Annotated in this window: 16 protein-coding genes; 12 read left to right on the top strand and 4 right to left on the bottom strand. The window is 61.0% G+C overall.

Going from position 1 to position 21,813, the window contains the following annotated elements; genetic code table 11:
• Position 1 precedes the first annotated feature (1 nt).
• Both PV407_RS16095 and PV407_RS16090 read left to right on the top strand, forming a co-directional pair.
• A complete protein-coding gene (locus PV407_RS16095) occupies positions 2–664 on the top strand; it encodes a class I SAM-dependent methyltransferase (RefSeq protein ID WP_332090955.1) in 663 nt (220 codons plus the stop codon).
• Positions 661–1,524: a DUF3473 domain-containing protein gene (locus PV407_RS16090; protein ID WP_332090954.1), complete on the top strand. Its 864-nt coding sequence runs from the start codon at positions 661–663 to the stop codon at positions 1,522–1,524. Before PV407_RS16095 ends, PV407_RS16090 begins: the two co-directional genes overlap by 4 nt.
• 76 nt (positions 1,525–1,600) lie before the next feature.
• On the opposite strand, the gene corA is transcribed toward PV407_RS16090, so the two are convergent.
• Complete coding sequence (corA, locus tag PV407_RS16085; protein WP_332090953.1) at positions 1,601–2,551, bottom strand: magnesium/cobalt transporter CorA; 951 nt, start codon at positions 2,549–2,551, stop codon at positions 1,601–1,603.
• A 178-nt stretch (positions 2,552–2,729) separates the two neighbouring features.
• On the opposite strand from corA, the gene PV407_RS16080 reads away from it, so the two are divergent.
• The 3 genes from PV407_RS16080 (at position 2,730) to PV407_RS16070 (ending at position 5,243) form a co-directional block, all read left to right on the top strand.
• Positions 2,730–3,485, top strand: a complete 756-nt coding sequence (locus tag PV407_RS16080; RefSeq protein ID WP_332090952.1) for an ABC transporter ATP-binding protein — start codon at positions 2,730–2,732, stop codon at positions 3,483–3,485.
• Complete coding sequence (locus PV407_RS16075; RefSeq protein WP_332090951.1) at positions 3,482–4,501, top strand: ABC transporter permease; 1,020 nt, start codon at positions 3,482–3,484, stop codon at positions 4,499–4,501. The genes PV407_RS16080 and PV407_RS16075 overlap by 4 nt, the downstream gene beginning before the upstream one ends.
• 79 nt (positions 4,502–4,580) lie before the next feature.
• Complete coding sequence (locus tag PV407_RS16070; protein ID WP_332090950.1) at positions 4,581–5,243, top strand: TetR/AcrR family transcriptional regulator; 663 nt, start codon at positions 4,581–4,583, stop codon at positions 5,241–5,243.
• A gap of 175 nt (positions 5,244–5,418) precedes the next feature.
• Here PV407_RS16070 and PV407_RS16065 read toward each other — a convergent pair whose 3' ends face one another.
• Complete coding sequence (locus PV407_RS16065) at positions 5,419–6,183, bottom strand: AraC family transcriptional regulator (protein ID WP_332090949.1); 765 nt, start codon at positions 6,181–6,183, stop codon at positions 5,419–5,421.
• A 119-nt stretch (positions 6,184–6,302) separates the two neighbouring features.
• On the opposite strand from PV407_RS16065, the gene PV407_RS16060 reads away from it, so the two are divergent.
• The 3 genes from PV407_RS16060 to PV407_RS16050 all read left to right on the top strand — a co-directional run bounded on the left by PV407_RS16060 (position 6,303) and on the right by PV407_RS16050 (position 13,322).
• A complete protein-coding gene (locus tag PV407_RS16060) occupies positions 6,303–7,217 on the top strand; it encodes a nucleoside hydrolase (protein ID WP_332090948.1) in 915 nt (304 codons plus the stop codon).
• 291 nt (positions 7,218–7,508) lie between these two features.
• Complete coding sequence (locus PV407_RS16055) at positions 7,509–11,468, top strand: FIMAH domain-containing protein (protein ID WP_332090947.1); 3,960 nt, start codon at positions 7,509–7,511, stop codon at positions 11,466–11,468.
• A gap of 873 nt (positions 11,469–12,341) precedes the next feature.
• The gene (locus PV407_RS16050; protein WP_332090946.1) at positions 12,342–13,322 is read left to right on the top strand and encodes a carbohydrate deacetylase; all 981 of its coding nucleotides are present in this window, start codon (positions 12,342–12,344) and stop codon (positions 13,320–13,322) included.
• Between the two features lie 150 nt (positions 13,323–13,472).
• Here the strand turns inward: PV407_RS16050 and PV407_RS16045 are convergent, their stop codons facing one another.
• Positions 13,473–14,525 (bottom strand): metallophosphoesterase, encoded by a 1,053-nt coding sequence (locus PV407_RS16045; RefSeq protein ID WP_332090945.1) that lies wholly within the window; start codon positions 14,523–14,525, stop codon positions 13,473–13,475.
• A gap of 259 nt (positions 14,526–14,784) precedes the next feature.
• Here PV407_RS16045 and PV407_RS16040 point away from each other — a divergent pair, with 259 nt between their 5' ends.
• From PV407_RS16040 to PV407_RS16025, 4 genes are all read left to right on the top strand, one after another.
• Positions 14,785–16,461 (top strand): HlyD family efflux transporter periplasmic adaptor subunit, encoded by a 1,677-nt coding sequence (locus tag PV407_RS16040; protein ID WP_332090944.1) that lies wholly within the window; start codon positions 14,785–14,787, stop codon positions 16,459–16,461.
• Positions 16,458–17,219: an ABC transporter ATP-binding protein gene (locus PV407_RS16035; RefSeq protein WP_332090943.1), complete on the top strand. Its 762-nt coding sequence runs from the start codon at positions 16,458–16,460 to the stop codon at positions 17,217–17,219. Before PV407_RS16040 ends, PV407_RS16035 begins: the two co-directional genes overlap by 4 nt.
• Entirely contained in the window at positions 17,216–18,394 is a 1,179-nt protein-coding gene (locus PV407_RS16030; protein WP_332090942.1) for an ABC transporter permease, read from the top strand. Before PV407_RS16035 ends, PV407_RS16030 begins: the two co-directional genes overlap by 4 nt.
• Positions 18,395–18,460: 66 nt before the next feature.
• Complete coding sequence (locus PV407_RS16025; protein WP_332090941.1) at positions 18,461–20,614, top strand: hypothetical protein; 2,154 nt, start codon at positions 18,461–18,463, stop codon at positions 20,612–20,614.
• Between the two features lie 471 nt (positions 20,615–21,085).
• Here PV407_RS16025 and PV407_RS16020 read toward each other — a convergent pair.
• Positions 21,086–21,813: SHOCT domain-containing protein (locus PV407_RS16020; RefSeq protein ID WP_332090940.1), on the bottom strand; the 728-nt coding region annotated here is incomplete at its 5' end.

The following is a 21,813-nucleotide window of genomic DNA, read 5'->3' as shown; positions in this document are numbered from 1 at the left end:
CATGGGCAATATCCACTGGAAGCAGTATTTCGACAAAAAGGCCGAGGTGCATGGCGCTTCCGTCAAATCGTCCGATTATTTCAACGAGAAAAGCTTTTTCATGCAGCGGGACAACACGCTGCGCTGGCTCGGACCGTGCAAGGGCAAGCTGATTCTGGACGCGGGCTGCGGCGTAGGCGCTTTCAGCGAGCCGCTGACCGAGCATAATATCGTCTACGGCGTCGACTTCTCCGAGAAAAGTCTCGAATATGCCGCCGCCCGCGGACTGAAGACGATGCCCGGCGATTTGACGGCGCTCGAGTTCGAGGACGGCAAGTTCGACATCGTCGTCTGCAACGGCGTCATTCAGCTGATCGAGCAGTACGAGGACGTCATCAAGGAGCTGGCGCGCGTCACGAAGCCGGGGGGAACGCTTCTGGTGGAGACGCTCAACCGGGGTTCGATTCAGCGCAAGCTGCTCAAGCTGCTGGAGAAGGACAAAAAATTCGACCGCATGTACGAGATGAGCGAGCTGCGCGACGTTTTCGCCAAATACGGCTTCGACAACATCGAGTTTCTGCATATTTACCATCCGTTCCATTTCGTGACGCAAGGAAGCGGACAGAACATGCTGGCGAACAAGTTCAGCACGTCGTTCGCGATCAAAGGGAGAAAAGCGAATTGACTACACAAGGCAAGGCGTCCGCCGCCAATATGCTGACGTTCGACATCGAGGAATGGTTTCACGCCAACTACGACGGGCTTGCGATGGACGGCGCGGGCAAAGAGACGCACTTTCGGGCCAATATGGACGAGCTGCTTCGGCTGTGCAGCGATGCGAACGCCAAGGCGACGTTTTTCGTGCTCGGCTATATCGGCGAGCGTTACCCGGACGTCGTGCGGGCGATCGCGCGGGAAGGGCATGACGTCGCCTCCCACGGGTACGGGCACGAGCTGGCGTACAAGCAGACGTACGAGCAGTTTTACGAGGACGTCCGCAAGTCGGTCGGCATTTTGGAAAGCCTGACCGGCAAGCCGGTGCTCGGCTACCGCGCCCCGTCCTGGTCGATCGTGGAACGCAACCTGCACTATTTGGAGGCGCTCGAGAAGCTCGGGCTGAAATACGATGCGAGCGTGTTCCCGGTCCGAACGTTTCTGTACGGCATCCCGGACGCTCCGACGCACATTCACAAGCCGCGGGTCGGCGGCCGGGAGCTCGATCTGTACGAGGTTCCGATGTCGGTCATGAGGCTGGCCGGTCGAAATATCGGGTACTCCGGCGGCTTTTACTTCCGCTTTTTCCCGACGTTTTACATCAAACGGCAAATCGCGAAGGCGAACCGCCGCGGCGAAAACGCGATCGTCTATTTGCATCCGCGGGAGATCGACCCGACCGAGCATCGGCTCGAATTGCCGGCCAAGGAACGCTTTATTCATTACTACAACGTCGGCGGCACGAAGGCGAAGCTGGCGAGCATACTGCACAGCTTCCGCTTTACGTCGATCGCCGATCATTTGCGGCAAACGCACGGCTTGGACGGATGAGCCGAATCCTCTTCCCGGCAATGACGGGGAGGGGATTTTTTTGTTCGGCGCGATGGGCTTCCCGGCTCCGCTCCGTTTATTCGAACCAGCCCTTTTTCCGAAACCAGGCGAACATGCCGAGACCGATGACGAGCATGACGCCGAGCACCGCGAAATAGCCCCAATGCCACTTCAGCTCCGGCATATAGTCGAAATTCATCCCGTAGATGCCCGCGATAAACGTCAGCGGCATGAAGATGGTCGTAATGACCGTCAGCCGTTTCATGATGGCGTTCATCCGGTTGGAGCTGACCGACATATATTGGTCGCGGAGGTCGGCCGTAATGTCGCGGTTCGAATCGATCATCTCGGACAGCTTCAGCAGGTGATCGTAAATGTCCGTAAAATAAACGTGCTGCTCCTTCAGCCCGGCGATCCGGTCCGAATTGACGATCCGGTACAGCAGGTCGCGCATCGGCACGATCGTTTTGCGCAGCTTGAGCAGCTTGGAACGAATGTCGAAGACGTCGTTCATCAAGGTGCGGCTCATGTTGCGGCCGCCGCCCGTTTCGATGTCGAGCAGCTGGTCCTCGATCGAATAGACGGCGGGGAAATATTGGTCGACCAGCTTGTCGATGACCGTGTACATCGCGTGAAGGCGGCCCTTTTCCCACAGGCCGCCGCTTTCCGTTATGCGCCGCCAGGCGTCGTCCAGCTCCGCGAGCTCGACGTGATGGAACGTGACGATAAAGTTCGGGCCGACAAACAGGTCGACCTCGTGCACGGACAAATTTTGTTGATTCAGGGCATGCAGCACGAAAAAATGCACGTCGCCGTAATGGTCCAGCTTCGGCCGCTGGAGCAGGTGAAAGCAATCTTCGATGGCGAGCGGATGGAAGCGGAAATGGCGCTCGAGCTCCATCGCTTCCTCCTCGGTCGGCGCGTTGAAGTCGACCCAATACCACGCAAGCCGCCGCTCGTCGAGCTCGCCGAGCGGCAAGTCCCGCAGCGTCTCCGATTCGCGGGTGACGGCGAACGTTCGCAGCATAAGCATCCTCCTCTTGGCCGTTTCCACTATTATACAACGGCGCCGCCCAATCGCCTAAGTGTCGCCCGTTCGTTTTTTGCAAATGAGTGATTACTCACTTTACAAACCGTTGTCCGCAGAGTATGATAAAACCATAAAATGAGTGAGTGGTTACTCACTATTAAGGAGTGAGTGTGCGATGCCTATCGCGATGTCCGGCGACATCTCGCAAACGGCGGCGGTCGAACTGCACGATATCGTGCGCAAATTCGGCGGCCGCACCGTACTCGAAGGAATTACGCTGCGCGTGGAGCGCGGCGAGCTGTTCGGGCTGCTCGGCCCTTCGGGCTCGGGCAAAACGACGCTGATCAAGCTGATCACCGGCATCGACAAGGCCGACGGCGGCACGGTCCGTCTGCTCGGCGAGCCGATGCCGAAGCTCGCCATGCTCCACCGGTTCGGCTATATGGCGCAATCCGACGCGCTGTACGGCGAGCTGACGGCGAAAGAAAACTTGCTGTTTTTCGCATCGCTTTACGGGCTGTCCGGCTCCCGGCGTCTGGCGCGCATCGAAGCGGCGATGGCCGTCGTCGGTCTGCAGGACCATCTGAACAAGCAGGTGGCCGCCTATTCCGGCGGCATGAAGCGCCGGCTGTCGCTCGCGATCGCGCTGCTGCACGAGCCGGAGCTGCTCGTGCTGGACGAACCGACCGTCGGCATCGATCCGGTGCTGCGGCAATCGATCTGGAAGGAGCTGCTCGCCTTGCGGGAGAAAGGGACAACGATCCTATTGACGACGCACGTGATGGACGAAGCCGACAAATGCGACCGGATCGCGCTCATCCGGGAAGGCCGTTTAACCGCGGTCGACAGTCCCGAAGCGCTTAAAGCGAAAAGCGGGACGACGAATATCGAAGACGCGTTCATCGCGCTCGGGGGAGGGGGGCGGTCATGAGAACGCGAGCGCTCGCCCTCCGCATTATCCGGCAGTTCATTCGCGACAAGCGAACGCTGGCGCTGCTGTTTTTGGCGCCGCTGCTCGTGCTCACGCTGCTCCATTACGTGTTCAACGGGCAGGCGGTCAAGCTCGACATCGGCACCGTGGACGTTCCGGCACTGATGACGGAGCGACTGAAAAACGCGGACGTCCAAGTCACGGCTTACGCGAACGCCGACCAGGCGAAGCAGGCTTTGGAGGAACGCACCCTCGACGCCGTATTGTCGCTGGGGGGCGGGAAGCCCGTCATTACGCTCGAAGGCAGCGATCCTTCGGTCAGCAAGGCGGCGCTGCTCGCGCTGCAGCGGTCGATGCAGACGGCGGCGCAAGCCGTTCAGCCGGAGATCGCTTATTTGCACGGCAAAGAGGACTTGTCCTCGTTCGACTCGTTCGGCCCGGTGCTGATCGGCTTCTTCTCGTTTTTCTTCGTCTTCCTGCTGGCCGGGGTGGCGTTTCTGCGGGAGCGGACGACCGGCACGCTGGAGCGGCTTATGGCGACGCCGATTCGCCGGTACGAGGTCGTGGCCGGGTATTTGGCCGGAATCGGCGTGTTTACGCTGCTGCAGGCGGCGCTTATCGCGTCGTATTCGATCGGCGTCCTCGGTTTGTACATGGAAGGCTCGATCGGGCTCGTGCTGCTGATCAATCTGCTGCTGACGTTAACGGCGTTGACGCTCGGCACGCTGCTTAGCTCCTATGCCGGAAGCGAGTTCCAGATCATTCAGTTCATCCCGCTCGTCGTCGTGCCGCAAGTGTTTTTCTCCGGCTTGTTCAGCCTGGAGGCGATGGAGCCGTGGCTGCAAAAGCTGAGCTACGTCATGCCGCTATATTACGGGGCCGACGCGCTGCGCGGCATTATGATTCGCGGGGAACGGTTCGCGGACATTCAGCTCGACGTTTACGTCCTGCTCGGCTTCTCGATCGTCTTCGCGCTGCTGAACGTGATCGCGCTGAAAAAGCAGCGGGCGATTTAACAAGGGGCTCGCGGTTATGGTATGATGAGGCTTACAGAAACCACGCGCGGCGAGGGTAGAAGTAAGGGGTTGGCGCACTATGTCCGACGCTGTCGAGCCTTGGATCGAAGAGCTGCTGCAGGCCGGCAACGCTCCCAATAAAATGACCGACAAGCAGCGTCGCATCTTCGAGGCGGCCATCGAGGTGTTCGCGGAGAAAGGGTTCGCCGCATCGTCGACGAGCGAAATCGCGCAGCGGGCGGGAGTGGCCGAGGGCACGATTTTCCGGCATTATAAAACGAAAAAGGAGCTGCTGGTGTCGATCGTCACGCCGACGATGGTGAAGATGATCGCTCCGTTCGTGCTTCGGGAATTTAACGACGTTCTGAATAAAGAGTACGACAGCTACGACCAGTTTTTGCGGGCGATGATCGCGAACCGAATTTCGTTTTTGCAAAAAAATATGAGCCTGCTCAAAATCGTCGTGCAGGAAATCCCGTTTCACCCCGACCTGCAGGAGCAGTTCAAGCAGGTCGTGCTGCTGAAAATTATAGATCGGCTCGAGATCGTGATCGACAAATTCAAAGCCGCGGGCAAGCTGGCCGATTTGCCGAGTACGACGATCATGCGCCTTACGATTTCGGCCGTGATGGGCTACATCGCGACCCGAACGTTTTACGGCATGCGGGAGGACGCGATATGGGACGACGAGCGGGAGCTCGAGGCGACGATCGGCTTTTTGATGAAAGGGCTGGCGCCCTGATGCGAGGCGAAGCGCCCCGTAGCGGACGCGAAGCGTCATGCCGGGCGGAGCGGACGCAATGCCGGAGAAGCCGGCGTCGGCAATAACCGGCGTCGGCTTTTTGGCGCCCGCGGATAGCGGACGATCGGGACTTTTCATACGGCCGGGGCGGCGCGGCGGCATGAGACCGGGCTGCTCAAAGACTGCGGCGAAACTCGTTGTTCCGGAACGCGCGGGGCGTCTCCCCGAGCTCCCGTTTGAAGATGGTGCAAAACTGGGCGTCGTTTGAAAAGCCGCATTCCGACGCGACCGACGACACCGGAAGCTCGGTAAAGCGGAGCAGACTGCGCGCCTTCTCGAGCCGTTTGTCGATCAAATACCGGATCGGCGAGACGCCGAATTTCTTTTTGAACAAGTGCCGGAAGTGGTGGTAGCTGTAGCCGGCCATCGCCGCGAGATCTTCGACGGCTATTTTCTGGTTGAAATTTTCGTCGATGAACGTGCGGGCGTACAGCAGATTGTCGTCGGGGCGGCCGGGCTGCCCCGGGGCGACGGAACGCGCGTGCTCGATCAGGATTTCGCTCATGCGCAAGTTCAATTTTTGGGCGTAAAAGGCGTGCTTCTCGTGCATTTCCGCTTTCATGCCGAGGAGGAGACCGAGAATGGAAGCCGGGTCCGAATCCTGAAACAAGCCGTGCTGCAGCGACGGCATGTCGCGGCTGACGAGACTGAAGCCGATGAAAAGGACGTCGGTGTCCGCAAGCCGCCTTTCGTCGTGAGGCATGCCGGGGGGAATGACCGTGTACGTGTTCGGCTCGTACCGGTACTCGAGATCGTCGAGGCGGGTCACGCCCGTCCCGGCCATGTAATAGACGAGCTCGTAGCAGCGATGGCGGTGCATCGGCATGTACGTGTCGGCCGGGCGCATCGCGTGAAAGATGAAATCCGTCTGAGCCAGCATAAACGGCCTCTCTTTCCGGCTGAAATCCTACATTAGCCATTTCATATAAACAAATCGCCGAATCGTGAAATAACGGGCCGACACGCTTGTGTAGAATGGGGAAGTAGGAGGCGAGGTACATGATCCCATATCCAACCATTCCGCAAGAGAAGCTGCTGCGGCGGCTCACCTATCCGAAGCGCGCCGTGCGCATGGTGCTCGACACCGATACGTTTAACGAAATCGACGACCAGTTCGCCGTCGTCTACGCGATGAAGTCGCCGGAGCGGCTGCGCGTCGAGGCGATTTACGCGGCGCCGTTTCACAACGCATTGTCGACCGGGCCGCTGGACGGGATGGAGAAAAGCTATAACGAGCTGCTGACGATCCGCTCCCATCTGCCCGAAATGGCCGGCGTTCCGATTTATCGCGGATCGGGATCGTTTTTGCCCGGCCCGGAAACGCCCGTGGAAAGCGAGGCGGCGCGAAACCTGGTAGAACGCGCCATGGCTTCCCCCGATGACGACCCGTTGTACGTCGTGGCAATCGGAGCGATCACGAACGTGGCGTCGGCGATCCTGATGGAGCCGCGGATCATCGGGAAAATCGTCGTCGTCTGGCTCGGCGGTCACGCGCTGCATTGGCCGAACACCCGGGAATTCAATTTGTTCCAGGATTTGCACGCTTCCCGCACCGTCCTGAACAGCGGCGTCCCGTTAGTGCTGATCCCGTGCCTCGGCGTAGCCTCGCATCTGCAAACGACGTTATCCGAGCTGCGGGACTACGTTAAGGACAGGGGGGCGATCGGCGGCTATTTGTACGAGACGTACGAGAACAGCAACAAGGATCATTTCGGATATTCCCGGGTCATCTGGGATATCGCCGCCATCGCCTATTTGATCGACGAGGCCTGGCTCCCGAACGAGCTTGTGCACAGCCCGCTGCTGTCGGACGATTTCCGCTGGAGCTTCGACGCGTCGCGCCATTTTATACGCTACGTCCATTATATTCATCGGGATCGCGTGTTTAAAGATTTGTTCGGCAAGCTGAAGTGAACGGGCGCGGGGCGCCCGCCCGAACATATGCGGATCCGGCGGCAACGCCGGATTTTCCCGTTTAGGAAGCGCGATGTCCCGGCCCGGGCTTCGGCGGCATTCATCACGTTTCGCTCCGTTTCGACGAAACTAGCGGGGGGAATGTCTGCGGCGAATAGGTCCAGAGAATCATGGAAACGCTTTCCTGGGTTGATATAGTAGACGTAGGACATACAGGTAAAAACCTTGTATATGATGACTACCCGGCAGCGACCGACTGTCCGAATTCAAACAAAAGGAAGGAGCGATTTGATGAACTTGCGCAAAATGAAGTGGCTCGGCTTGTTGACGATCATGACGCTGCTCGCGGCGCTGCTGCCGCCCATGGCTTCGGCCGATACCGGCGGGCCGACGGCTGCCGCGCCGCTCGTCAACGGCGGGTTCGAGCAAACGGCCGGCGGCAAGCCGGTCGGCTGGATCGGCTACGGGAGTTCGATTTACGGATCGGTTTACGCGCCCGTCCGCAGCGGGGGATTCAGCGTCAAGCTGACCGACAATTCGCCGCAGGCCGGAAACGGCGTGCGCAGCGGCAACCTTCCCGTCGAGCCGGGCAAGCCGTACAAAGCTTCGGCGTACGGGTATAACGAATCCGGCTCGTCCCAGCTGTATTTGGAATTTTGGAATGCGGCGGGCGAGCGGATCGACGTTAAAATCGCCGGCATTTCCGGGACCCAGCAATGGAGGGGCGGCGAGGTGATCGCCGAAGCTCCGGCCGGAGCGGCTTACGCCACGCTGCTGCTTTATCAGCCCGTGGGGAATGTGGGCGTCGCTTATTTCGACGATGCGATGTTTGCGGAGGTGTCGCGCGATATGCCGTACAACGGCGGTTTTGAAGAAGTGTCCGCCGGCAAGCCGGTCGGCTGGACGCCGCTCGGCTCGGGATTCGAGTACGGGGCGGTGACGAATACCGTTTACAGCGGCGTTTACAGCCTGAAGCTGGTCGATCCGAACAATACGGCGGCGCCGGGATTGCGCAGCGGCAGCATGCCGGTCGTGCCGGACCAGCTGTACGAGGCGTCCGTGCAGTCGTACAACGAATCGGGCGTATCGCAGCTGTATTTGGAGTTCTGGAACAGCTCGAACGTACGGATCGATACGAAAATCGCCACCAATTCGACGACCGGCACATGGAGCCCGCTCAAAATCGAGGGCTACGCCCCGCAGGGCGCCGCCTATGCGACGCTGCTCGTCTATTTGCATAAAGCGAATATCGGCACCGCTTATTTCGACGCGGCTTCCTTCAGGCTCCTACCGCCCGAACCGGTGCGGGAGTTTCCGCTGCTGACGGCGGGCCATCCGCGGCTGTATTTCACGTCCGCCGACTTGCCCGCGATGCAGGCGAGAGCCGCCGACACGACGAACGCTCCGTTCGGGCGGACCGGGAAGCAGCTTTGGGATTCGGTGAAGAGCGCGGCCGACGCTTATTTGACGGAAACGAGCTTTTCCAGAACGTATTATGCCGGAAAAGTCGTCACCTTCCCGCTGCCGCCCGTGCAGCCGGGACCGATCGAAAATCCGCCGGGCTTTACGTCCCCGTATCCGTACTGGACCATGATGACCCGATCGATTCAGGACCGGCTGGAAACGTTAAGTCTCGCTTATGCGGTATCCGGCAATACGGCTTATGCGGATAAAGCGAAGCAGTATGTGCTGTCGCTCGCCGGCTGGAACGCCTGGACCGATCCGACTTACCCTTGCGGCGGCTATACGTGTCTGGATACGGCGCATTTGACGTTCGGGGTCAGCATGGCGTTCGACGTGCTGTACGACCGGCTGACCGCGGAAGAGCGGACGCTCGTCATGAACGCGCTCGAAACCAAAGGACTCATCCCGCTGTATAAGGACGCCCGGAGCAAAATCGACCATAACATCCAGTCGCTGCGAGCCGCTGCGCTCGGTACGGGCGCGTCGGTGCTGCTCGGCCACAGCCCGAACGCGAACGCTTATTTGACGAGGGCGATGGACTATTACCGCTGGTATCTCGACGAGCGGATGACGTCCGGCAAGCAGGAAGGCATGCAGTATACGAGCTATGCGATGGACAATATGATCAAGGCGTTCGACCATATCGACCGCGTCACCGGGGTGCGGGAGCTGGCCGATCATCCGTTCCTGAACGATTTTCTCGTTCGATGGATCGTCTATGCGCTTGCGCCGGGGGGAGCGGGGCTGGCCAACTTCTCGGACTCCGGAACGGCGAACTATTTCGGCTTGACGATGACCGTCATCAATGCGTGGCTGAACAACGGGCAGGCCGGCTGGTATTTGAAAGAGACCGGCGGAGCGGCCGGAGGCACGGACGGCTTCCTCTACTTCCGTCCGAACGCGGCGATCGCGTCTCCGGAGGAGTGGCCGGCTTCCGCCGTGCTGGACGAGAACGGCTGGGCGACGCTGCGCAGCGGCTGGGGAAGCGACGACGTGCTGTTCGCGATGGTCGCCAATAATTCGACGCTCGGCCATAACCATTACGACCAGAACAGCTTCCAGATCGCGACGAACCGCAGCTGGATCGCCACGGACCCCGGCTACCAGGATTATGTCGCCGGTCCGGTCAATCAATTTACGGTCCGATTCGGCCACAGCACGATCCAGGTCGACGGCAAAGGGCAGTCGGTATTGGGCGGCGGCTCGATGACCGAGGGGCTGCTCGCCCCGACGTACGATTACGTAAAAGGCTCGGCGGCGGGAGCCTATACCAATCCGAAGCTGACCCGCTTCGACCGCCACGTCGTCTACTTGAAGCCGGATACGTTCGTCATGCTGGACGATCTCCGGTCGGACGCTCCGCATACGTACGATTGGGTGCTGTACAGCGGCGATCTGGCGGAATTCGAGATCGACGGCGAGCCGGCGACGGCGGGTGAAACGAAGGCGGGCAACAGCCTGTATTTGCGCAAGGGCGGAGCGGAGCTGGCGGCGGCCTTTTTGGACGATACGCAGCTGCCGATCACCGTAACGAAGTATGCCGGCGCCGAATCGTACGGCTATTACTCGAAGGTCGGAAGCGGAGGCGCGGCGAGCGATCACCGGTTCCTGACGGTTATGAAGGCGAGGCCGTATGAAGCCCCGGGAGCATTCGACGAGTCGAACCTGCTGCCTTTGACGGACAGCTCCGGGCGCGAGGTCAAGCTCGTACAGGCGAACGGAAGCACGGTCATCTTTTACCGCGGCGAAGCGGTCGGCGATTACATGACGGTAACGGTCGACGTGCCGGAAACGGGCGATTACAGCTTGACGAGCCGGTTTCTGAAGTCCCCGCTTTACGGGACGGTGCAGGCGTACGTGGACGGACAGCCGGTAGGCGGCGTATACGACGGTTATGCCGCGGCCGTGGAAGGTCCCGTCGCGTTCCCGCAAGGAAACGTCTCCTTGACGGCGGGGACGCATACGATCCGCTACGAGATCGTGGGCAAAAACGCCTCGTCCGGCAACTATTTTATCGGACTCGACGCGATCCAGCTTCTTCCCGAGGGCTCCGGCGATCCGAGCAAGCTGACGGTCCAAGCCGAGCTGGTCCAAGGAACGAACGGCATCGGCGCGCTGGTGGACCGCGATGACGACAGCGGCGTTCGCGATCTGGTCGCGTTCCGCACCGGCTCCGGTTCGTTTGCGGTCGGCGATGCGACGGGCGACGCCGAACAGGCGGTCGTCAGCCGGACGGAGGAAGGCGGATTCGCCGGCTTCAAGATGACCCGCGGCACCGCGCTCGGCTCCGGCGGCTCCGTGCTGCTGGCGGGCGCTGCGCCGTTCAGCGCGTCGTTCGATACCGATTCCGTGACGAAGGAAACGTACGGCATCGTCGAAACCGATTCGGCCCAAAACGTTCGCATCCATGCCCCGGAGGGAGCCATGGTCATCGTGGACGGCGCGCTTCTCGGCCCGAGCGGGTATACCGTGCAGGCGGCGGCCGGAACGATCGAAATCGCGCTGACGGCGGGACGGCACGACGTGCGCATCGTACCGCTGGCCGACGAGGTCGCGGGGCTGATCGAGCGTTGGAGCTTGCAGCCGCCGGTCGCGCCTGCGGCGCTGAACGCGGCGAGGCAGGCGGAGCATCACTGGAACAAAGGCTCGGCCGCCAAAGCGGCGGAGCATCTGCAGCGGCTGCTCGATCATGTGAACGACCCTTCGCTGCGCAAGTTTATCGCCGAACCGGCCCGAGCTCAAATCAACGAAGCGGTCGAGCGGGTGAAACGGTTGATGCAGCTTTGAACGAAAACGGGGGCAGGGACGCTTGATGCGTCTCCGCCTCCGTTTTTTGTGCTGCGGAACCTTGTCATCGAGACTCGGTCGGCTCGACGTTTGCTTGAGCGAGCCGCGAGGGGAGGGACAACAAGGCGGCGGCGCGGCGAGGAGCGGCCGAGGGAACGCGGAGCGAACCCGAAATCGGCGCGGTCCGAGCGGCTGATTGCCGCATCGAGGCGGTCCGTAAATGAACCTGAGTGTTGGAATAGTCAATGAACCTAAGTTCATTAGTAGTGAACATGGATACGCTAATTTGCCGGTTTCCGCCCGTTTTCTTATAATAGCGACCTTGATTTTATTAATACGGGATCCAAGTTCACTACTAGTAAAAATGAGTTGCTTATTTGCCCGTTTTCGCTATTTTCGATCGAATGAACGAATTGGCGTTCGTTATTAGCGAATTATGGTTCGCTATGCCAGAAGCTGTCTAAGTCCAACACCCGGTCCTGCACGAAGTTATAAGCGCGGCTTTGGACGGCGGCCTTCCGAGACTGCTGGTGCCCGTCCTTTGTCAGGCTATAGCGAATCATTCGCAAACTTAAAAGTTTTTAGAGTCCGTTAAATCGGCCCGTATGGCCGCGAAATAGGGAAACGATCGATTTGGCGGAAAATAGAGGGTGCCAAAGACCGCTATCCCGACTCGCACGGTTACGGTAGGCGAAAAATGAACGCCCGGCCGGGTTTCATTCGGACCGCCTGCCGTTTCGTACGCGGAAATCGAGCTTGTACCGGGACGGCTTATGTCGCGGGATCGTGCAAAGCGGGCGGGCGGTTGTCCGTTCCGTACGGATGCCGGCGGCATAAGATGTGTAAGATGGAGCCGGGAGGGAGTCATTCCATATGCCGAAATATTTGATCGTCAATGCCGACGATTTCGGATTGTCGAAAGCCGTGAACGACGGAATAGGGCGAGCCCATGCCGACGGAATCGTGACAAGCGCCTCCTTGCTCGCCAATATGTCCGGCTTCGATCATGCCGTAAAGCTGGCGCGGCGCACGCCGACGCTCGGGGTTGGGCTGCACGTCAACCTGACGTACGGAAAGCCGCTCGCTCCCGCGAATGCCGTTTCCTCCCTCGTTGGGGCGGAAGGCCATTTCTCGGACAAACGAAGCGAGTGGCTGGAGGAGCACGTCGAGCGGGAAATGGAGCTGCAGCTCGCCAAGCTGCTGGCCGCGGGGCTGCATCCGACGCATCTGGACTCGCACCACCATATTCATATCGAAGTTCCGTCCGTTTACGCCGCGATGAAGAAGCTGGCCAAGCGTCTCGGAATTCCGATCCGGCTGCATCCTTGGGCGGCGGACGGCGAAGACGGTCCGCTTCGTACGGACCGGTTGATGATGGATACGTTCGACGACGGCGGCGGCGTCTCCCGCCTCCTCGGCCATATTTCCGCTCTGCAGGAAGGGACGACGGAGATCATGTGCCATCCCGGCTTACCCGACCGAGACGGGCCGGGCGGCTCCAAAGAGTCCGGCAAACGCATCGCGGAACTGGAGGCGCTGCTCGATTCGCGGGTCAAGGACGCGCTGCGCGAGCATGGCGTCCGCTTGATCCACTTCGGCCAGCTTGCTGCGGCGGCTTCCGCTGCGCCGGAAATCCGCGTTTCGCCGCCGCCGGACGAAGCGGCCCCGCTTCCCGCGGCGGAGACGGATGGCCCCGGACTCGACTGCGACGCACAGGGGCAAGCCGGAAGACGCAAACCGGCACGCCCGAAGCGGCTCCGCAAAAAGCGTTTCCGCAGCCCCCGCCGGGCCGGGGCCAAAAAGCGCAAGCCGAGTCGCCGGCTTCGCCGTGGCGGACGGCGGATTCGGCCGTGACCGGGTACTCGGACCGCTCGGCCTGTCCTCACGAAACGAAAAAAACGGGAGTATCGGCTTGACGGCCATACTCCCGTTTTCCATGGCAAATCGTCGTCATTTCGCCGCATCGGCCCGCCCCCGCTCCAGCTTCCGCTGCCCGCCACGGACTTACTTCGCCAACGGCACCGTCCAGCTTCCTTCCTCGATCCACGACCGGTCCATAAATTCCCGCGCGCGAAGCTCGACCCGATCGGCGTACACTTGCACGAACAGCCCTTGGGACGTCGCCGCTCCGTCTCCCGGCGCGGGGCGGGTACGGCCGACCGAGGCGTTATGAAACCAGTGGAACGTCTCCGGCGTGTAGTGCTGGCCGCTGCGGAAATTTTGGTGGCGATGGCCGGAGAAGACGAATGCGTTTTTGTAAGGCTCCAAAATGGCGCGGAACTCCTTGGCGCGAATGAGCTGGCCGGAGCCGCCGTCCTGGCCGGCGGCCGGCAGCGGCTGGTGGATCATGACGAATACGGGGCTGCCGTCCCGGTGCGGCTCCAGCGCCTTTCGGAACCAGTCGAGCTGTTCGTCGGAATACCACGCCCCTTCGCCGACCTCGGGCTTTTCCTGCACGTACGTTTCCTGCGACAGCATGATGATATGGTAACCGTTTACATAAAAATCGTGATACACGCGCTCCAGTCCGAACCGATCCTGAAACAGCTTGCGCGACAGCGCGTCCGACTTGCCGTTCGGCATCGCGTCCTTGTTCCACTGGCCGTCTTTGTCGATCCATATGCCGTAATAATCGTGATTGCCCATGTTGGCGTGGATCGGCGGGATCGTTTTGAACTCCTTGACGATTTTGTCGTATTCCCGGTAATCCGATTCGCTCCCGGCGTCCGTTATGTCCCCGGTGATGAGCAGCGCATCGATCTTCGGCTCGAAGGCGGCGACGTCGCCCAGCGCTTTGCGCAGCTTGTCGCTTTGTTCGGCGAAGGCGCCGTTGACGTGCGTATCGCTCAAAACCATGAACGACAGCAGCGGCTCCGCGGATACGACGGAAGAGTCGGCGGAATCCGGCGGAGGCGCGCCCGGCGCGTGGGCAAGCGGCCTTCCCGGCGGTTCGCTTTTGCCCGGAGCGCCTCCGAGCCATCTCCACAGCCCGGCGATCGAGGCGATCGCTACCGTCAGCATGGAGATCAGCAGCTTGATGAATTGTCTTCTCGACATGGGCTTTCACCTCGGGCGAATTTCCGCGAATCGCAGCTTTCCTCTATCATAGCATGCGGGGCGGCCGGTGCAGAAGACGCCGCCGCCCGAAAAACCCGCTTCGAGCGCCGTTTTCAGCAAACTTTCAGGCAACGCTCAGGCGGTGTTAAGGACTCCCGGGGCGGGCGGGCCTTATAGTTAAAAGCAGAGGCTATGGCACGCCGGCGGAAGCGCCGTAAGCCGCCGGTTAACGCGCGCATGGAAGGAAGTGGAGCAGGCATTGAAACGTACGATGAAATGGACGATCGTCGCGGCGGTCGCGGTCGCGCTCGGCGGCGGAGGGACGTATTGGTTCGCGAAGTCCGATCGCCCGACGACCGCGGCGCAAAGCGCGGAGCAGACGGCCAAGGTGCAGAGGGGCAACATTCGCCTGTCGGTATCGGGCACGTCGCAATTTTCCACGCAAAACTTGCAAAATATAACCGCCCCGGCCGACGGCACGATCAAGACGATGAATTTGACCCGGAGCCAGCCGGTCAAAAAGGACGACATCCTCGTCGAAATTTCGAACAGCTCGCTGGAGGCGGCTTTGAAGGACGCCCAGACGGCGCTCGAAACGCAGCAGCAGGAGCTGAACGATTTGCTCAAGCAGAAGCAGGGGCTGCGCATCGTCGCGCCCGCTTCGGGCAAGCTCGCGATCGCCAATTTGGACGTCGGCTCGTCCGTGAACAAATCGGCCAAGCTCGGGACCGTCTCGGTCATCGCGAAGCTGCTCGCGAAGCTGCCGTTCCCGCTCGAAGAAGCGGCCGGGTTCAAGGCGGGCGACGAGGTCGATTTGTCGATCGCCGGCTTTGCTTTGACGAAAACCGGCCGCGTTCAATCGGTCGGGCAAACGGTAAAAGCGGACGCCTCCGGCAACCGGCTCGTCGACGTGACGGTCGAGGTGGACAACGACGGGACGCTGGCGGCGGACATGGAAGCTTCCGGCACCATGATCGCGGGCGGGCGCGAAATCAAGGCGAAAGGAACGGCGAAGCTGGAAGCCGTACAAACGGCCGTCCTGCTGTCCGAAACGTCCGGCACGATTGCGGAAATGAAAAAGAAGGACGGGGACATCGTGCAGGCCGGCGAGCTGATCGCCGTCGTCGCGAACGATACGCTGGACGAGTCGATCGCGAGCAAGCAGGCGAGCATCGAGCGCCAGCTGCGGACGGTCGAGTCGGCGCAGCAGAAGGTCGACGATTTGACGATCAAGGCGCCGTTCGACGGCGTCTTCTCGACCGACTTCGCCAACCAGAAGGCGAACGTGCTGGCGAACTTCCCGGTCGGCGCTTCGGTGACGGCCGGCAGCCTGTTCGGAGCCGTCGCCAGTCTCGACGTCATGACGCTGCCGATTCAGATCGACGAGCTGGACCTGACGAGCATCAAGCCCGGCCTGAAAGCGGAGGTGACCGTAGACGCCATCGCCGGCAAAACGTTTCAAGGCGAGGTGCTCCAGGTATCGACCGTCGGCACGACGACGAACGGCGTCACGTATTACGACGCGATTATCGCCGTCGACAATAAAGATCAGCAGTTGAAGTACGGCATGACCGGAACCGCGCAAATACTGATACAAGACAAACAAAACGTGCTGACGGTCCCGATCGAAGCGATCCGGCGCCAGCGCGGCTCTACGACGGTTACCGTCAAACGGCCCGACGGGTCGACGGAAGAAAACGTGCCGATCCAGATCGGCATCCAAAGCAAAACGGCCGTCGAAGTGACCGGAGGTTTGAACGAAGGCGACGTCGTCGTCCTCCCGAAAAGCCGGACGACCGGGACGAACCAACAGCAGCAGCAAATGATGCAGGGCGGGTTCCCCGGCGGCGGCATGCCCGGCGGCGGTATGCCGGGAGGAGGAATGCCCGGCGGAGGAGCCGGCGTAGGCGGGGGCGGAGGTGGAGGCGGCCGATGACGAAGCCGATTATCGAGCTGACCGATATTTGCAAGACGTACGGACAAGGAGCCGAGCAGATCCGGATATTGAAAAACGTTTCGATGACCGTCGCCCAAGGCGATTTCGTCGCCATCGTCGGACCGAGCGGCTCGGGGAAGTCGACGCTGATGAACACGATCGGCCTGCTCGATTCCCCGACGTCGGGGATGTATACGCTCGACGGCACGGCGACCGAGAAGCTGAGCGACAGCCAAATGGCCGGCGTTCGCAACAAAAAAATCGGCTTCATTTTTCAGCAATTCAATCTCCTCCCCCGGCTCACAGCGTTGGAAAACGTGGAGCTGCCGCTCATCTATGCGGGCTTCGGCAAAGCCGAGCGGCGGGAGCGGGCCCGGCGCATGCTGGAATCGCTCGGCATGGGGGAGCGCACCGGACATAAGCCGAGCCAGCTGTCCGGCGGCCAGCAGCAGCGGGTAGCCATCGCCCGCGCGCTCGCCGGGTCCCCGTCGCTGCTGCTGGCGGACGAACCGACCGGCGCCCTGGACTCCAGAACCGGCACGGAAGTGCTCGAGCTGATGATCGAGCTGAACGAGCGGGGCAATACGATTGTGTTGATCACGCACGATTTGCATATCGCGGACAATGCGAAGCGCGTCGTTTCCATCAGAGACGGGGAGATTGTGGACGACAAGCGGAATCGTCCGCTCGGGAACGGGGCGGAGGCGTACAGCGACGCGGACTTCCGTACCGAAGCAAGGCAGGTGGGGCAAGCATGAACATACTGGAGCTCGTCGCGATGGCGCTCCGCACGATTACGGCCAAGCCGATGCGCACGCTGCTGACGATGCTCGGCGTCATTATCGGCGTCGCCTCCGTCATTACCCTCGTCTCCATCGGACAGGGGACGACGGCGCAAATCGAGAAGCAGTACGAGGCGCTCGGCACGAACCTGCTCGTGGTCAATTTGATGGGCAACGGGCGGGCGCAGCAGCTGAACTACGACGAATTGATGGAGCTCGAGCTGCTGCCGGAAATCGAATCGATCGCCCCGACCGTTACAAAGAGCGGCGCGAACGTGAAGTACGACCGGGAATCGGAAAGCTTCAACGTCATCGGCACGAACGACCGCTATTTTACGCTGATGAAAACCGAAATGGAGTCCGGCAGGGCGCTCGCGGAAGCGGACGTCGAATTTCGCAACCAGGTGGCGGTCATCGGCAGCGAAGTCGCCGAGACGCTGTTCGGCAAAGCCGATCCGGTCGGCCAAGACATCAACATCGACGGCAGCGTGTTCACGATCGTCGGCAAGCTGGCGGCGAAAGGCTCGTCCATCGGCGGAGCGTCCCCCGACGGCTCGGTCATCGTACCGATCGTAACGGCGATACGGACGTTCAAGCTCGGGCAAATTCGCACCGCCTACCTGGAGGCGCCGGACGTCGACCAGCTGTCCGCCGCCCAGACGACGATCACGCAATTTTTGACGGCGACATTCAAAAGCGCAAGCGGCTTCCGCATTTCCAACCAAGACGAGCTGATGAACGCGCGCAAGGAGGCGTCGAGCTCGCTGACGAACCAGATGATCAGCGTCGCGCTCATATCGCTGCTCGTCGGCGGCATCGGGATTATGAACATCATGCTCGTGACCGTCAGCGAACGGACGAGAGAGATCGGGATCCGCAAATCGATCGGCGCCCGGCGGAGGCATATCATGATGCAGTTTTTGATGGAAGCTACGGTCATCGGCGGCATGGGCGGCCTGCTCGGGCTGCTGCTCGGAATCGGCGCGTCGCTCGGCTGGCCGCTGCTCAATCCGAATCAGCCGACGCAGCTGTCGATTTCGTTCGGCCTATACGCGCTGCTGTTTTCCGTACTGGTAGGCGTCGTATTCGGGCTGTACCCCGCGAACAAAGCGTCGCGCCTGAAGCCGATCGATGCGCTTCGGTTCGACTAAGCGGGATTCGGCGCATCGTTCATTCGCGCATGGACGCCGCGTCCCGGACATGGAGGGATTTACGCGATGAGCAAAACGAGAACGCGCGGCGCGTTTCGAAATATCGGACTGGCCGCGCTTATGGTCGGGCTGCTGTGCGGCCTGTTGGCTCCGTTACCCGCCCAGGCGGGCAAGGAAGGCATTTATTTGAGCGACAACGTTTATTTTACGCTGGAGAAGGTTCGCTTCTCCGAAGGATCGGACGATTCGATTCTGCGCTTTGCGGTCATGCTGCACAACGGCGGCGGCACGACCGTCGACTACAATTATTACGGCGCGCGGGTTACGGACGCGGACGGCTTCGGCTATTCGGCGCAGCTGACCGGGACGCAGACCGCGCGCGTGCTGCCCGGCGCCGAGAAGGAATTCGCGTACGAAGCGCGGGTGGCGAAGGGGCTACGGCCGGAACAGCTGCGCGTGACGATGTTCGGCTGGAGCTTTGCGGCCGCCCCGTCGATGAACGACATCGCTTCGTTCTCGGTGGCGAACGCCCTGGAGGAATCGGCAGGCGAAGCCCAGGAGGCGAGCGTGCCGGTAGCGCGCGCGGATGCGACGCTGGCTAGCGACGCCCGACTGGCCGTCGGCGTCGGCAGCGAATACGCGGTGTACGAAAACGGCAGGTGGAGCGTATACGCCGAGCTGATCGCGACGAATCGAAGCGATTCCGGCTTTGCGTGGCCGACCGGTCTGAAGATGCGGCTGGAAAACGCCCAAGGCCAGCAAATGGCGGCAACGGCCGTCGAGGGCGCCGACAAGTCGCTGCTTCCCGGCAAGCCGACGCGGATTACGGTTCGCGCGGAAATGCCGGACGGCGGCGAGGCGCAGGGCTGGACGCTGCAGTTTTATTACATGAACGGAGAGACGGCGACCGTGCTCGACAGCCTCGACCTGTCGGGCGTATCCGCTGCGGCGTCCATAGGCGATAGCCGGCCGGTCACGGACAGCGGAGGCGCCGAAACCGTATCGCTTCGGGTCGTATCGGCCGTCGTGTCGCAAAGCGGCGACGGACAATGGGTTCGCGCCCAAATGGCGGCGACCAACAACGGAAGCGGCGTCATGGAGACGCCGGGCTTGTCCGGCAAATTCCAATCGGCGGCAGGCGGCATTACGGTCGAGGCGTCGGATGCGGAGACGCATGACGCCTACTTGTCTCCGGGCGAGACGGAGTCGTATTCGTTCAGCGGCTTGCTGCCGAAAGGCATGACGGCAAACGAGCTGCAGCTCGTCTTGTTCGAGAAGCGCGGCGGAAGCTCCGGAACGAGCTCCGGCTCGGCCGCGGGCGGCACGGGCACGGGGACAAGCGCAGGAGCGGGGACGTCGTCCGGAGCGTCGTCCGACAACGCGGGCGCAGGGTCGTCCGGTACGGCGGTCCCGGTGCTCGTCGCCTCGCTGGCGCAAGCGGAACTGGTCGATCAGGGCGCGGGCGCGGAGTATACGGCAGGCGACTCGATCGATCTCCCGCTGGATCATCGGTTCGATGTGGCCGTAACGGAGCTGAAGCTGTACGACAACGAAAATTACGGCTTCAAAACGGCGGTGGCGAAGCTGAAAATCGGCAACACGGACAATGCCGCGTATGCGCTGCCGGGACTGGCCCTCGATATCGCCGACGAGAACGGGCGCATTTACACGGGAACGAGACAAACGAACGTCATCTCCGAGCTGGCGACGAACAGCAGTTATCTCGTGACGTACTCGTTCATCATGCCGGAGGCGGAGGCCGGCCAGCCGGTCACGCTGCGCCTGTACAACGGCACGGACTCGATCCTGCTCGGAGCCGTCAAGCTCGCGCTCGAGCAGGACAATACGGCCGACGACGTATGGGATACGTATCCGTACCGGATTACGGTGAACGAAGCCGACCTGCTTCTCGGCGGCCAGCTGAGCGCGACGTTTACGTATACGCTCAAGCTGAACGTCGGCCTGGAGCGATCCGGACAAGTGATCGAGGACGCTTCGGTGTCCAAGCTTCAATTCGAGATCGAAGACGCGTCCGGGCTCGTTTTATCCGCTCAAACGATTCCGTTCCAGGGCGCAACCAAGCTGTTGAACGGAGACAATACGATTTCGTTCACGAACCTGAAGCTGAATCAATACAATTCGACCAACTACGTCAACGTGTATGAAGTGATCGATACGCCGAACGGTACGGTGAAGCGGAAGCTCGGAGAAATCCGGTAAAACGGAAGCAAAGCGAAACAAAGAAGGGCGGCCCGAAAAAGGACCGCCCTTTGCCGCTATGCGTCTACGCACAACGCGTTCTCAACACCTGAACCGTCACGGCCCGGCATAATATTTCACACCATTAAGTGACGAAGCAGGAGGTAAACGGGAAATTCTCCATTTGATTTCTATGCCGGGCCCGGTTTTGGTTCATCGAACGGGAAAACATCACGTTAATTCCTGCGAATTCGTGCGATTCTGCAAATGGGTACGAAATTAGCATGACTTTTTCCCGTTTGACTTCGTGGCTTCCGGTTCCCTTGCTCAATTAGACGGAAAAATTCCAGTTACGATCGGGAAGGATGCTGCAAACACGTGCGAATAGGGGCTTGCGGCTGACGCAAATGCAGCAAAAAAGGCCGGCCGGAAATCTCCGGTTGACCGCAAATGCGAAAGGACGGCCCTTGCGAGCCGTCCATGCGTGTTCCGTCAAATCGACACCGGTTTGCCGGCCGATCCGGCTTTTTGGAAGCCGCGAACGTCCGCCTTGCTGCCTTGGCCGGCCTCGTTCGCCGCCGGGCCGTCGGTTCCGGGAGCGGCTTTGCCGCGCGGGAAGCCGCCTTTGAAAGCGGCCCCTTTGCGTTCGAGGGGAAGCCCCGCTTTGCCGCCGATTTCGCCGTTGACGAACTTCGTGGCGCGTTCGGTCAAAGCCGCTTTCGCCTTGTCGTACTGCTCCTGCGTCAGCTTGCCATCCGCAAGCTGCTTGTCGAGCTTCTCGAGCGGAGCTTTGACGAGCAGGCCGACGACGGAGTCGACGGAGACGTTTTTCTCGGCGGCGATGGCGGCGATCGTTTTGCCGCCCTTGATCGCTTGGGCCAGCTCGTCTTTCGTCGTGCCGAGCAGAGCGGCGAGCTCGCCCGTGACGGCCAGCCGGAATTCGAAGTGCGCGCCGTCCCTGTCCTTAAAGTCGAGCTTGCCGAAAGGCAGCCCCGCTTTGCCGCCGCTTTCGCCGTTGACGAACTTCGTGGCGCGTTCGGTCAAAGCCGCCTTCGCCTTGTCGTACTGCACCTGCGTCAGCTTGCCTTCCGCCAGCTGCTTGTCGAGCTTCTCGAGCGGAGCTTTGACGAGCAGGCCGACGACGGAGTCGACGGAGACGTTTTTCTCGGCGGCGATGGCGGCGATCGTTTTGCCGCCCTTGATCGCTTGGGCCAGCTCGT

The sequence above is a fragment of the Paenibacillus sp. GYB003 genome (assembly GCF_036577625.1).
Lineage (GTDB): Bacteria > Bacillota > Bacilli > Paenibacillales > NBRC-103111 > Paenibacillus_AB.
The sequence above is the reverse complement of the archived record's forward strand: the minus strand, read 5'-3'. Positions and strand labels throughout refer to the sequence as shown.

Bases quoted from the DNA above. Each gene is read 5' to 3' on its own strand.
- PV407_RS16095 (WP_332090955.1), top strand. From the start codon at position 2: ATGGGCAATATCCACTGGAAGCAGTATTTCGACAAAAAGGCCGAGGTG.
- corA (WP_332090953.1), bottom strand. From the start codon at position 2,551: ATGCTGCGAACGTTCGCCGTCACCCGCGAATCGGAGACGCTGCGGGAC.
- PV407_RS16080 (WP_332090952.1), top strand. From the start codon at position 2,730: ATGCCTATCGCGATGTCCGGCGACATCTCGCAAACGGCGGCGGTCGAA.
- PV407_RS16075 (WP_332090951.1), top strand. From the start codon at position 3,482: ATGAGAACGCGAGCGCTCGCCCTCCGCATTATCCGGCAGTTCATTCGC.
- PV407_RS16070 (WP_332090950.1), top strand. From the start codon at position 4,581: ATGTCCGACGCTGTCGAGCCTTGGATCGAAGAGCTGCTGCAGGCCGGC.
- PV407_RS16065 (WP_332090949.1), bottom strand. From the start codon at position 6,183: ATGCTGGCTCAGACGGATTTCATCTTTCACGCGATGCGCCCGGCCGAC.
- PV407_RS16060 (WP_332090948.1), top strand. From the start codon at position 6,303: ATGATCCCATATCCAACCATTCCGCAAGAGAAGCTGCTGCGGCGGCTC.
- PV407_RS16055 (WP_332090947.1), top strand. From the start codon at position 7,509: ATGAACTTGCGCAAAATGAAGTGGCTCGGCTTGTTGACGATCATGACG.
- PV407_RS16050 (WP_332090946.1), top strand. From the start codon at position 12,342: ATGCCGAAATATTTGATCGTCAATGCCGACGATTTCGGATTGTCGAAA.
- PV407_RS16045 (WP_332090945.1), bottom strand. From the start codon at position 14,525: ATGTCGAGAAGACAATTCATCAAGCTGCTGATCTCCATGCTGACGGTA.
- PV407_RS16035 (WP_332090943.1), top strand. From the start codon at position 16,458: ATGACGAAGCCGATTATCGAGCTGACCGATATTTGCAAGACGTACGGA.
- PV407_RS16030 (WP_332090942.1), top strand. From the start codon at position 17,216: ATGAACATACTGGAGCTCGTCGCGATGGCGCTCCGCACGATTACGGCC.
- PV407_RS16025 (WP_332090941.1), top strand. From the start codon at position 18,461: ATGAGCAAAACGAGAACGCGCGGCGCGTTTCGAAATATCGGACTGGCC.